This window comes from Jatrophihabitans sp. (assembly GCF_036389215.1).
Taxonomy (GTDB): Bacteria; Actinomycetota; Actinomycetes; order Mycobacteriales; family Jatrophihabitantaceae; genus Jatrophihabitans_A.
The window spans coordinates 1-12062 of the sequence record NZ_DASVQG010000014.1; the positions used below are offsets into that span (position 1 = coordinate 1).

General features: G+C 71.5%; 11 protein-coding genes. 1 reads left to right on the top strand and 10 read right to left on the bottom strand.

Annotated features, from left to right (window positions below; all coding sequences use genetic code 11):
- The first annotated feature begins 428 nt into the window (after positions 1 to 428).
- On the top strand, positions 429 to 2012 hold the full coding sequence (locus VF542_RS00510; RefSeq protein WP_408649752.1) for a GMC family oxidoreductase: 1584 nt from the start codon (positions 429 to 431) through the stop codon (positions 2010 to 2012).
- Here the strand turns inward: VF542_RS00510 and VF542_RS00515 are convergent.
- The 10 genes from VF542_RS00515 to VF542_RS00560 form a co-directional block, all read right to left on the bottom strand.
- Positions 1969 to 3258, bottom strand: coding sequence for a S8 family peptidase (locus tag VF542_RS00515; protein WP_408649753.1), 1290 nt, complete (start codon positions 3256 to 3258; stop codon positions 1969 to 1971). The genes VF542_RS00510 and VF542_RS00515 overlap by 44 nt on opposite strands.
- A complete protein-coding gene (locus VF542_RS00520) occupies positions 3255 to 4394 on the bottom strand; it encodes a hypothetical protein (RefSeq protein ID WP_408649754.1) in 1140 nt (379 codons plus the stop codon). The genes VF542_RS00515 and VF542_RS00520 overlap by 4 nt, the downstream gene beginning before the upstream one ends.
- A 2-nt stretch (positions 4395 to 4396) precedes the next feature.
- On the bottom strand, positions 4397 to 4993 hold the full coding sequence (gene recR, locus VF542_RS00525; RefSeq protein ID WP_408649762.1) for a recombination mediator RecR: 597 nt from the start codon (positions 4991 to 4993) through the stop codon (positions 4397 to 4399).
- A gap of 10 nt (positions 4994 to 5003) precedes the next feature.
- Positions 5004 to 5321, bottom strand: a complete 318-nt coding sequence (locus VF542_RS00530; RefSeq protein ID WP_408649755.1) for a YbaB/EbfC family nucleoid-associated protein — start codon at positions 5319 to 5321, stop codon at positions 5004 to 5006.
- Between the two features lie 196 nt (positions 5322 to 5517).
- Entirely contained in the window at positions 5518 to 6249 is a 732-nt protein-coding gene (locus tag VF542_RS00535; RefSeq protein ID WP_408649756.1) for a DUF998 domain-containing protein, read from the bottom strand.
- A 67-nt stretch (positions 6250 to 6316) separates the two neighbouring features.
- Complete coding sequence (locus VF542_RS00540; RefSeq protein WP_408649757.1) at positions 6317 to 6841, bottom strand: low molecular weight protein-tyrosine-phosphatase; 525 nt, start codon at positions 6839 to 6841, stop codon at positions 6317 to 6319.
- Positions 6841 to 8949 (bottom strand): DNA polymerase III subunit gamma and tau, encoded by a 2109-nt coding sequence (locus VF542_RS00545; protein WP_408649758.1) that lies wholly within the window; start codon positions 8947 to 8949, stop codon positions 6841 to 6843. Before VF542_RS00545 ends, VF542_RS00540 begins: the two co-directional genes overlap by 1 nt.
- A gap of 15 nt (positions 8950 to 8964) precedes the next feature.
- Entirely contained in the window at positions 8965 to 10182 is a 1218-nt protein-coding gene (locus tag VF542_RS00550) for a DUF6986 family protein (protein WP_408649759.1), read from the bottom strand.
- A 12-nt stretch (positions 10183 to 10194) separates the two neighbouring features.
- A complete protein-coding gene (gene alc / locus VF542_RS00555; protein ID WP_408649760.1) occupies positions 10195 to 11247 on the bottom strand; it encodes an allantoicase in 1053 nt (350 codons plus the stop codon).
- Positions 11244 to 12062 (bottom strand): amidohydrolase family protein (locus VF542_RS00560; RefSeq protein WP_408649761.1); only part of this gene is annotated, 819 nt, incomplete at its 5' end. The genes VF542_RS00560 and alc, both read right to left, overlap by 4 nt.

The following is a 12062-nucleotide window of genomic DNA, read 5'->3' on the forward strand; positions in this document are numbered from 1 at the left end:
AAGTCCGGCATGTCCTCATCGGGGGCGAACGCGCTCTGATACCACGCAGCCAACCGCTCCGGGTCGGCGCTGCCCAGTACCAGACTGCCCAGCCCGGCTCCGCTTACCACTGCCACGTCAGCTCAACTCCAGGTCCGGCGCACCACGTCGCCGTTGTCGTAGATCAAGATTCCGTGCCCCAGACCGTACTCGACTGCCCGGGGCAAGCCCTCGGTCGTAGGTCGATCGTCGCGCAGCCGAGTGGTCAAGACCACCCGAACCGTGCGCAATCCAGTTGAAGGATTCTGCTGAAATCGCGTAGAATAGCTGAAATCTGCTAAGTATCCTGGACAAATTCGAGTGTCTGCGCAGTATTTGGGGACGCGTGCTCGTTATCGCGAAATGTCTCCCACCGGACGCCACTGTCCACCTCATTGGAGTGATTCTGAATGACTAGATTCTTTGATTTCGATGACATCGTGGTGGGGGCCGGCGCGGCCGGCGTGCCGATGGCCGTCAGGTTGAGCGAGGACCCGGCGCGCCGCGTGGCGCTCGTCGAGGCCGGTCCGTACTACCCCACGGCGTCCGAGACGCCCGCCGACCTGCTGAACGCCAACATGATGTCGCTGTTCCAGCACGACTGGCACACCTCGGCGCAAGCCTTGGACGGCCGGGTCATCCGGTTCCCCCGGGGGCGGGTGGTCGGCGGGTCATCGGCGGTGGGCAACACGGTGGCGTTGCGCGCCGTCCCGGCTGACTTCGACCAGTGGGCCAAGAACGGCATCCCGGAATGGTCGTGGGAAGAAGTACTGCCCCTCTACCGGAGAATTGAGGACGATCTCGACTTCGGTGGCGAATATCACGGAAAGGGCGGCCCAATCCCGATCAGGCGCTTCCCGACCGAGGAGATGACGCCGAGGCAGAGCCACTTCCTCCAGGCGTGCCTGGATCAGGGCTTTCCATGGGTCGAGGACCAGAACCACCCGGACGCCACGGGTGTGGGGGCGATGCCGTCCAACCGGCGCGACGCGACGACCCGGGTGTCCACGTCGATGGGCTACCTGCCTGCCGCGCGCGGCCGGGAGAACCTGACGATCATCCCAGCGACCCTGGTGAACAAGGTGCTCATCCGCGACGGCCGCGCGTACGGCGTGGAACTGGTCGATGGCCCGAGGCCGAGAGTTCGATGGTGGCGTCGGGCAACAAGCACCGTGCAGCTGACGGCGCGGCGGGTGATCCTGGCTGCTGGCACGGTCGGCACGCCGAGCGTGCTGTTGCGCTCGGGCATCGGGCCGGCAGAGGACCTGCGGCGGCTCGGCCTGCCGGTGAAGTCGGACCTGCCGGGCGTCGGCGCGGGCCTGAACGACCATCCGCGCACGGGCCTGTTCATGACGCCCAAACCGGGCACCCAGACCCCCGGCGAGCCCTCGGGGCAGACCGTCCTGCGCACCACCTCGGCAGGCTCCGATGACCCCAACGACATCCACTACTACATGGTCAACGGCTTCAACCTCACCCAACAGTTCCCCCAGCTGCAGCACTTGCCGGGCCATGACCGGATCTTCGGCGTGATGATCGTCGACCAGCTGCCGCACGCCCGGGGCAGGGTGAGCCTGACCTCCACCGATCCGCGCGAGAGCCCGCACATCGAGCTGAACTACCTGTCCGACGAGCGTGACTACCGCACCTTCGTCGACGGCATGCGCACGGCGTGGGAGTTGATGAACACGCCCGCGATCCGCGCGCTGGGCGAGGAGTTCGTGATGGTCGACGAGTCCGTGATGGCCTCCGAGGAGGCGTTGCGGGACTACGTGCGGCGCACGATCGACAGCACCTACAACGCGGTGGGCACCGCCAAGATGGGCCCGAGTTCTGATCCGGCCTCCGTGGTCGACCAGTACGGGGCGGTGTACGGCGTCGAGGCCCTGTACGTGGCCGACGCCTCGATCATGCCGACGCACGTGCGGGCCAACACCAACCTGACATCGATCATGATCGGCGAGCGAGTGGCAGACCTGCTCCGCGGTACCTGAGGCGGCGCCTGCCCCGCCGGACCGCGACCGTCAGCAGGACGAGCGCCAGGGCACCGAAACCCGCCGAACCGCCGGCCAGCAGGTAGAACTGGCCATCCAGCTGCTCCGGCGGAATGCCGATCCGGTACTCGCCGAGTGGCGCGTCCGGCCTGGCGACCGCCGCCGGTGGCTTCGGCGCCGCCGCCCGGGCCCGCGACAGCGCGAGCAGGGGCGCCGCCCCGTCCAGCACCGGGTTGGCACGGGCAGCGACCGCCGGGCCGGCCGCGATGGCGGCGGCCGGGTCGATGACGCCCACGCCGTAGGAGGGATCGCGCCCCTTGACGCCGCGGTCGGTGGCGGTGGCCAGCAGCCGGTTCAGGATCTGGCGGGCGTTCTCCCGCGGATACTTCGACCAGATCAGGGCCAGCGCCGCCGAGGTCAGCGCGGTGGCATGCGACGTGCCGTCCCCCACGAACGCCGCGCCCGACTCGCGGGTCAGCGTCGGGATGTCGCTACCGGGCGCCGTGACGGTCAGGTAGCGGTGCCGGGAGGAGAAGCCGGTGACCTCCAGCCGTGCGTTCACCGCGCCGACCGAGACGACGCCGAGGCAGACCCCGGGCTCCTCCACCGGGCTGCCGGACCGGCCGGAGTTGCCCGAGGCAGCCACCACCAGGGCACCCTTGGCGAGGGCGTGCAACACCGCGTCCTGCATCGCCTGCGGGCAGGGCACCTGATCGTCGCGCTCGTAGTGAGGCCTGCCCAGGCTCATGCTGATGATCCGCGCACCATGGTCGGCTGCGTAGCGGATAGCTCGCGCGGTGGCGTTCTTGGGCGGCTCGCCCCGGTGGACCACATTGTCCAGCGGCACCGCCACCGGCAGGATCTTCGCCGCCGGCGCCAGCCCCTCGATGTCGGAGAAGCCGCTGGCGGCAGCGATCAGCGAGGCCATCGCGGTGCCGTGCGAGAACTCGTCGTTGTCATAGTCGGTACGGCCGTCGCTGCCGTTGTCGATGAAGTCCGCACCCGGCAGCACCTTGCCGCGCAGTTCCGGAATGTCGGCCTGCACCCCCGAGTCGATCACCGCGACGGTGATGCCGCGGCCGTCGGCGCCGGCTTGCCACAACGCGGGGATGTGCCAGCTGTCGAACCACCATTCGGGCGCGCTGCGCGGTCCGGGAGTGGCCGCGGCGGGAACCGGCGGCAGCACGGCCGCGGGCAGCACGGCCGCCGCCACCAGCGCCACCAGGACCGCGCCGAGCCGCGTCATCGGGGCGGGTTCCAGAATGCCCGGGTGGGCCGGTCCAGGAAGACCCGGGCGTCGAGGACGACGGTGACCGGCCCGCGCCGCTGAACCACCTGGTTCTCGAAGTCCCAGACCTGCCAGCTGCCCCGCACCGGGACCCGGGCCCGGACGCTGATCACACCGGAGGCGGCCTGCTCCAGCTCGATGAGATGGTCGACGGTGGCTATCGCAGGTGCGCTGCCGTGCAGCGAGCCCGGAACCGGCCGGCCCGAGCCCGGAACCGGGCAGAGCGGGTCCTTCCCAGCCGGCGCCAGGCAGCCGGCCAGCAACGTCTGCGCCGCCCGCTCGGCCTGCTGGCGCAGCTCCGGTGACAGGGATAGCTGAGCCTTGAGCACCAGATCGGTGTCGGCCAGCCGGATTATCGGCCGATCGTCGGCGCCGCCCGCCGGGGTCCGGGCAAGCACCTGCAACGCCGGCGGGTCGGCGGCCAGGGGCAGCGCACCCGGGAACAGCGTCACCGCCGCTGCCGGGAGCTTCCGGCCGGCCAGCCTCACCCGGCCGGCAACCGGCGAGCCGGCCGACACCTCGACCGTGCCGGCCACCCGGCTCATCCGCCAGGTCGAGCCGCGCCGGACCAGCGTCGCGGTGTCGGCCACCGACCGGGCACCGGAGCCGAACAGCAGCCGGTAACGCACCTCGACGGTGGCCGTGGCGCCGGACCTGGTGCCGCGCAGTACCGAGATGTCGGCAAGGGGCGCCACCTGCAGCTGCTGCCGCAGCACCTCGCTGGTCAGGAACTGAGCGCGCGGCGGGGCGTCGGCGAAGGCCAGCGCGGCGGGCGCGTCGCCGTCGGCCAGCGCCCGGAAGAACCCCCGGGCCACCGATTCCGCGCTTGACCGGTCGGCGTGGCGGTGGGCGGCGGCCAGACCCAGCGCGGCGGCCAGCACGGCCGACATCAGCGCGGCCAGCAGCCACCGGCCGGTGCGCCGCCGGTGACGCCCTGGCGCGGCCGGTGGCGCGGGGGCATGCGCCGGGAACGGCACCGGGTGCTGGTGGCGGACCGGCCAGGCAGGCGGTGGCGGGGCCGGCGCGGTGGCCTCCGGCAGATCTGAGCCCGGCCACTGTGGCGGCCCACCGCCGGCGCCGAACTCGGCATTCATGGCTACTCGATGGCCCGCCGGCCGGAGAATGCCCGGCCGAGGGTGACCTCATCGGCGTACTCCAGGTCACCACCGACCGGAAGCCCGCTGGCCAGCCTGCTGACCGTGACGCCCATCGGCTTGATCAGCCGGGCCAGGTAGGTGGCGGTCGCTTCGCCCTCCAGGTTCGGGTCGGTGGCCAGGATCAGCTCGGTCACCGTGCCGTCACTGAGCCGGTGCAGCAACTCACGCACCCGCAGGTCGTCCGGGCCGATGCCGTCGATCGGGCTGATGGCACCGCCCAGCACGTGGTAACGGCCGCGGAACTCCCGGGTGCGCTCCACCGCGATAACGTCCTTGGGCTCCTCGACCACACAGATCACCGCACCGTCCCGGCGCGGGTCCCGGCAGATCCGGCACTCGTCGGAGTCGGTGACGTTCCCGCAGATCCGGCAGAACTTCACCTCGGCCTTGACCCGGCGCAGCACCGCGGCCAGCCGGTCGACGTCCACCGACTCGGCGGCCAGCAGGTGAAAGGCGATCCGCTGCGCGCTCTTCGGGCCGATGCCGGGCAACCGGCCGAGCTCGTCGATCAGATCCTGGACCGCACCTTCATACATCACCGAGACATCACAGGCCGGGGATGCCCAACCCGCCGAGGCCGCCCATGCCACCTGTCAGCGGTCCCAGCTTGTCCGACGCCAGCTCACCGGCGCGCCGGGTGGCATCGCGTACCGCCGCGACCACCAGGTCCTGCAAGGTCTCGACGTCGTCCGGATCGATGGCCCGGGGGTCGATGGTGATGGCCAGCAGCTCGCCGCCGCCGGTCACCGTGGCGCTGACCAGGCCACCACCGGCGGATCCGTCCACCTCGGTGGCGGCGAGCTCCGCCTGGGCGTCGGAAAGCTGCTGCTGCATCTTCTGTGCCTGCTTCATCAGCTGCTGCATGTTGGGCTGGCCACCTGGTCGCACGGCGATTCCTTCTCTGGAGAACTCGGGCGGAACACCGGCCGCCTCACCGATTCGGGGCAAGCGTAACGCTCGGCACCGTCAGTTCCGCCGACCCAGACCACGTCGCAGCGGTTCGGACGCGGCTGGCCACGGCGTGGACGCGGCTAGCTGAACCGCGCAGCCGTTCCCGAGCTCACGCTGTGGGCCCCGCCGCAGGCGGAGCTGCCTGGGGCGGCTGGTCGGCCAGGATCCCGCGGAATTCGCCTTTGACCAGCCACGAGATCGCGAAGGCCCACACCATGATCGACTCGAGCCAGAACAACGCCCGCCAGCTGTCCGGCGCCGTCCAGAGCGCGATCGCACACAGGACGAGGCAGCCGGCGATGACCCAGCCGCAGGCACGGTAGAGCCGATTCCGCATCTTCTTCTGCGGAGTTTCGCCGCCTTGTGAGCGCGTGAAGAGGAAGAGGCAGAAGATCCCGAGTGTCACGAACAGCGCGACGGCGCTGACGTAGTGGAGGGCTCCGACCACCTTCTCGGCGCCTGTGGATTCCACACCGCCCCGGGTCGTGGGCAGGAAGGCCACGCCCACAGCGGCGACGCTCGCCAGATTGCTCAGGTAGTTGTCAGCTCGGAACTCGTTCACGTGCCGGTACTCGTAGGACAGGAAGAACACCGCGAGGGCGCAGAGCGCACCGATGAAGTAATTGCGGGAACGGGTGTAGTAATAAGCGCTCAGCGAGCCCTGCAGGTCCCAGCTGTGGTCGAGCAGGCCCTTTCCGATGACGACGGCGAAGGGCAGGCTCAGCGCAAGGAGCCCGATAGCTATTCGCAAGTGGCGATACGCTTCGCCCAACGCATGGTCTTCACCGGGACCCGGCGCCTCGGTCGAACCCGACGCAGGCTTCTGGGAGAAATCACTCACGGCCACCTCCGAATAGGCAGTACGGGCCAAGGTGTGGCGGAAACATATCCCCCATCGGTGCGGCTAGTCAGCCTTCACGGCGCGCGCCGTCGAATCGCCGTCCCAGCGCCTGCGCCAAGCCGGCGCAGGCGGCCTCGATCTGGGTGAGCGCGATCTGGAACTCCGCCGCTCCGCCGTAGTACGGATCGGGCAGGTCCAGCTCGCCGGTGGCGACCGCGGCCGGGTCGTAGCTGCGCAGCAGGTTGATCGAGGCCGCCGCGTCAGCCGGGTCCTCGGCCAGCCGGGCCAGCTGGCCCAGCCGGGACACATGACCGCCGTCCAGGGCGATCACCAGGTCCCGGCTGGCGAAGTCCTCCGGCAGGAACTGCCGCGCGACGTGCGGCGGGGGGTGGTAACCGTGGCTGGACAGGGCTTCACGCGCCCGCGGGTCCATGTCCTTGCCGGCGTGCCAGGGGCCGGTGCCGGCGCTGTCGATGACCACCTCGTCAGCCCAGCCGGCCTCGGTCAACCTCGTCCGCAGCACCACCTCGGCGGTAGGTGAGCGGCAGATGTTGCCGGAGCAGACGAAGCAGATCCGGATCGGGCCGCCCATCAAGGAGCGTCGATCGGACGCGCACCCAGGCTGGTTTGCAACAGCTCGATGGCGGCGGCCTCGGCATCGCCGCCGGAGCGCTGCGAGCCGTGTACCTCGTCGGACTCCTCGTCCACGCCGTCGTCGTCGACGACGACCGGTGGCGGCTGGTCGGCCGACTCGGGACGGGTCGGTTCCGGACGGGCGGCACGCGCGGCACGGTCCGGGCGCGCGGGCCGGGTGGCTCGGGGCGATGGTTCGGGCTCGCTGTCGGCCGGCGGTTCCTCGGGCGCCGGGGCTGCCGCGCCGTTCGCCGCCGACGAGCTGATGGTGAGCTGCCAATGGCCGAACACCACCGACTGCAGCACCTCGCGCAGGACGGCGAGGTTGGCCTCGTCGGCGATCCGCCGGGCCAGCCCCGCCGGCGCCAGCAGGTTGACCACCTCGCCCTCGACGGAGGCGATCACCACCTCGTTCATCATCGCCCACTTGACCTTGCTGCGCTCCCGCAGCGCGGCCATCACCTCCGGCCACAACTGCCGCAGGGCATTGGAGTCCGGCGCTACCTCGGCCGCGGCGACCGGCGGTGCCGACGGGGGCTCGAGGTCAGTGCCGGGCTCGCCGGACGGTTCTGGCCGCCCGGCCGGCTGCTCCGCTTCAGGGGCGGGCTCGGACTGGGCGGACGGCTCTGACCGGGCGGGCTCCACCGCGGCGGCCGCCGGCTGCTCCGCCGGGGCAGTTGCCTCCGCCCGTGCCGCCGGCTGCTCCGCCGGGGCAGTTGCCTCCGCCCGGGCCGCCGGCTGCTCCGCCTTCCCGGCGGACGGCTCCGCTTTCGCGGCCGGCTCAGTCCTGGCCGCAGGCTCAGTCCTGCCCGCAGGCTCAGTCCTGGCCGCAGGCTCAGTCCTGGCCGCCGGCTTCGCGGCCGGCCGCTCCGCCGGTCGCTGATCGGCGCCCGAGGCCGATACCGCCAACCCCTGCCGCCGCTCCAGCCGCTCCAGCCGCTGCAGCAGCGCAGCCGAGTCCGAGGCGGCGTCGGGCAGCAGCATCCGGGCCGACAGCAGCTCGAGCATCAGCCGGGGCGAGGTGGTGCCCCGCATGTCGGTCAGCGTGGTGTGGGTGATGTCGGCGAACCGGACCAGGCTCGCCACCCCGATCCGGCGGGACTGGTCGCTCATCCGCATCGCCTGGTCACCGGCGTAGTCGATCAGGCCCTTGTCCACCGCGTCCGGCACCGCGTCCAGCACGATCAGGTCCCGGAAGCGGTCCAGCAGGTCGGCGGCGAACCGGCGGGGATCGTGGCCGGCCTCCACCACCCGGTCGATGGTCGCGTACACCCCGGCCGCGTCACCGACGGCCAGCGAGTCGGTCATGTCATCGAGCAGGGCAGAGTCCGTGACGCCGAGCAGCCCTACCGCCCGGGGGTAGGTGACCCCCTCAGGCCCGGCACCGGCCAGCAACTGGTCCAGCACCGACAGCGAGTCCCGGGCGGAGCCGGCACCGGCCCGTACCACCAGCGGGAACACGGTCTGCTCGACCGTGACGCCCTCGGCCTGGCAGATCCGCTCCAGGTGCGCCCGCAGCACCGACGGCGGGATCAGCCGGAACGGGTAGTGATGGGTGCGCGACCGGATGGTCTGCAGCACCTTGTCCGGCTCGGTGGTGGCGAAGATGAACACCAGGAACTCCGGCGGCTCCTCGACCAGCTTGAGCAGCGCGTTGAAGCCCTGGTTGGTGACCATGTGGGCCTCGTCGATGATGTAGACCTTGTAGCGGTCGCGCACCGGCGCGTAGTAAGCCCGCTCCCGCAGATCCCGGGCGTCCTCGACGCCACCGTGACTGGCCGCGTCGATCTCGATCACGTCGATCGAGCCGGGGCCGTTGGGAGCCAGTTCCACGCAGGACGAGCACACCCCGCACGGGGTCGGCGTCGGGCCCTGCTCGCAGTTGAGCGACCGGGCCAGGATCCGAGCGCTGGAGGTCTTGCCACAGCCCCGGGGGCCCGAGAACAGGTACGCGTGATTGATCCGGCCCGCCGACAGCGCCTGGATCAGCGGAGCGGTCACATGCTCCTGGCCGATCACCTCGGAGAAGTCGGCGGAGCGGTACTTGCGATAGAGCGCCAATGCCACCGGGCAACCCTACCGTCAGCCCCCGATCGCCGAAGTCGGCTCCGTCCCGGTCACCGGCTCCTCGCTGAGCGCGCCACAGGCCGCCCCGCGTGCCAGGTAGTCCGTCAGCGCCCGGACGGTGGCCGGCTCGTCGGCGATGCCCGTCTCGAGCCTGTCGTGGTAGGCCGCCAGCCGGGCCTGGGCCGCGGCGAGGCCGTCGGTGAAGAACCGGAAGGTGGCCGCGTACCGGCTGGCCAGCTGGGCCGGGTGCAGGTCCCAGCCCTGGTAGAAGCCGCGTTCCAACGAGCGCCGGACCAGGCCCGCGTGCAGCTGCCAGGCGTCCCGGACGGCGGCGGTATCGCCCACCGGCAGGACGTTGGTCGACCCGTCGGACACGGGGATGCCGGTCTCGGCCGCCGCCACCTGGAGCACCGCCTTCGCGTGGTCGGCCGCCGGGTGCGTCATCGACTGGAAGGCGGCGGCGATGCCCAGGGACGCGCTGTAGTCGTAGGTGCCGTAGTGCAGCCCGGCGCACCGGCCCGCCGCGGCCGTGATCATCGGCGCCACCAGCCCGGTGCCGTCCGGGCCGAGAATGGCCTGCGGCGTCTCGATCTGGATCTCGAACCGCAGCTGCCCACCGGCCAGGCCGAAGCGGGACTCCAGCAAGGTGCAGCACTCCACCATCGCCTGCACCTGCCGTACCGAGCTGACCTTGGGCAGCGTGATCCGGAAGCCGGCCGGCAGCGGCGCCTGCTCCAGGAATGTCTGCAGGAAGAGTGCCAGGGTGCTCAAGCCCCGGCGGCGGACCGCCGGCTCCAGCGATTTCATCCGCAGCCCGGTGAACGGCGGCGGGGTGTCGGTGCCCAGCAGTTCGCCGAGCGCGATGGCTGACGAGACGGCGGCGGCGTCCTCGACCTCGTCCGGACGAACCCCGTAGCCGTCCTCGAAGTCGATCCGCAGGTCCTCGACCGGTTCACGCGCGAGCTTCGCCCGGACCTTGCGGTGCTCGGACTCGTCGAACCCGGGCAGCGGGCCGTGCGCGTCCAGGGCGCGCAGCGCGGCCTCGCCCCACTGCTGAGCCGTGCCGGCTGAGAACCGGTCGGCCGGGACGTAGGCGGTGTGCACCGGCTGCCGGTCCGAGGACGGCCCGGGGTAGCGGCGGGCCCGCTCGGCATCGTCGTCGGCCAGCAGCGCGTCGGCCCGCCCGGACAGCTCGGCGACCAGCTCCGGATCGGGCGAACCTCTCGTCGGCATCGGCAGCCCGGCTCAGTCGAACAGCTCGTCGTCGCCGATGCCGGCCGCGACCTCGTCCGGCAGCAGCGACAGCCATCGCCGGCTGAGCTCGGCCCGCGCCTCGGCGGTCAGCTCGCCGAGGACCCGCAGCCGGGAGATTCCGCCGTCGGGGTAGACGTCCAGCCGGACCCGGCGCACCGGGGTGGACGAGCCGATCTTGAAGACGTGCTCGGTATCCGGCGTCAGTCGGGTGCGTGGCAGCAGCTGCTCGCCGGTGTCGGCATCGCTGAGCATTGCCGCCGCCGGGGCGTTGCCGACGAAGCGGGAGGTGTCGATCACGACCGAGTGCAGCGTGCCGGCACCGGCCAGCCCGACCTCGATCCAGTCGTTGCCGTCGTCGCGGCGCCGGGCGTTCTCCCAGCCGTCGGACATCACACTGGACCGGCCAGGGGCCAGGACGTTGGAGGGTGCGGAGTAGAACCAGTTGCTGCAGCCGGTGATCCGGCCGCCGTTCAGGGTGGCCGCCAGGTCGACCCTGCCGCCCAGGAACCGCGGATCACCGACCGGCTCGCCGTGCACCCGGAACCGGGCCACCCCGCCGTCGGGGTAGATCCGCAGCCGGACGTGGCTGCTGAGGCGGTCGGCGGCGAAGATCGCGAAGCTGTTCTCGGTGTCGCCGGCCAGTTCGCACTTGGCCAGCAGCGGCGTCCAACTGGTTGCGCGCAGCTGCTCGGCGGACGGGTAGCCGAGCAGGGCGGCGCCCTCCACCGAGGCGTACGGCGGGAAGTTGCCGGTGAAGTGGCTGGTGTCGATCAGCACTCCCCGGACGATGCCCGGCGCCGCCAGCCGCAGGATCACCTCATCGCTGGGCGGTCCGGTCTCGGGCGGCCGTCGGCGCCGGGTCTCCCAGCCGTCATAGATCTTGCCCCGCGCATCGAAGGCCGCCGGGTCCGAGGCAGCCGGGCCGGCGTTGATCAGGTTGTGCGCGCTGGCGAAGAAGTCGTCGTTGTACCAGGCCACGCTGCCACCGAGCGCCCGGCTTGCCAGGTCGGCAAGGGTGCGGAACTCGGCCGGATGAGCGGTCACGGGGCACCTGCCCGGCGCAGCAGCCGGCCTTGCGGGGTGTGCCCGTCGACCCGAACGCCTGCCAGCCAGGTTTCTCGTACCACGCCGCGCAGCCTAGCCCCGGCGTAGGGCGTGACCGGATTGCGATGCCGCAGTAGCGACGGGTCCACCACGAAGCTGTCGTCCGGGGCGAATACCGCGAAGTCGGCGTCGTAGCCGGCGGCGATGGCCCCCTTGCCGGTCAGGCCCGCCAGCCGTGCCGGACCGGTCGCCATCCAGCCGGCCAGCTCGGCGAGGCTGTGACCGCGGCGGCTGGCCTCGGTCCAGGTCACCGGCAGCGACAGCTGGACGGAGGCGATGCCACCCCAGGCCGCGCCGAAGTCCCCGGTGTCCAGCCGCTTCAGCTCGGCGGTGCACGGTGAGTGGTCTGACACCACGCAGTCGATCAGGCCGTCCGCCAGCGCCTGCCACAGCAGCTCCCGATTGGCCCGGTCCCTGATCGGCGGGCAGCACTTGTACTGGGTCGCGCCGTCGGGCACCCGCTCGGCGTCCAGGCTGAGGTAGTGCGGGCAGGTCTCGACGGTGACCGGCAGCCCCTCGTCCCTGGCGGCGGCGATCAGCGGCAGCGCGGCGGCGCTGGACAGGTGCACCAGATGCGCCCGGCAGCCGGTTTCGCGCGCCGCGTCCAGGAACCAGCCGATGGCCTCGGTCTCGGCACGCTCGGGCCGGGACGCCACGAACGACCGGTAGCTGCGACCGGCCGGTTCGCCGGCCGCCGCGATCACCGCCGGATCCTCGGCGTGGGCGATCAGCAGGCCGCCGAAGTCCGCGATCCG

What these genes read in the sequence shown, in the direction of transcription:
- VF542_RS00510 (WP_408649752.1), top strand. Translation starts at nt 429, where the DNA reads ATGACTAGATTCTTTGATTTCGATGACATCGTGGTGGGGGCCGGCGCG.
- VF542_RS00515 (WP_408649753.1), bottom strand. Translation starts at nt 3,258, where the DNA reads ATGACGCGGCTCGGCGCGGTCCTGGTGGCGCTGGTGGCGGCGGCCGTG.
- VF542_RS00520 (WP_408649754.1), bottom strand. Translation starts at nt 4,394, where the DNA reads ATGAATGCCGAGTTCGGCGCCGGCGGTGGGCCGCCACAGTGGCCGGGC.
- recR (WP_408649762.1), bottom strand. Translation starts at nt 4,993, where the DNA reads ATGTATGAAGGTGCGGTCCAGGATCTGATCGACGAGCTCGGCCGGTTG.
- VF542_RS00530 (WP_408649755.1), bottom strand. Translation starts at nt 5,321, where the DNA reads ATGCAGCAGCTGATGAAGCAGGCACAGAAGATGCAGCAGCAGCTTTCC.
- VF542_RS00540 (WP_408649757.1), bottom strand. Translation starts at nt 6,841, where the DNA reads ATGGGCGGCCCGATCCGGATCTGCTTCGTCTGCTCCGGCAACATCTGC.
- VF542_RS00550 (WP_408649759.1), bottom strand. Translation starts at nt 10,182, where the DNA reads ATGCCGACGAGAGGTTCGCCCGATCCGGAGCTGGTCGCCGAGCTGTCC.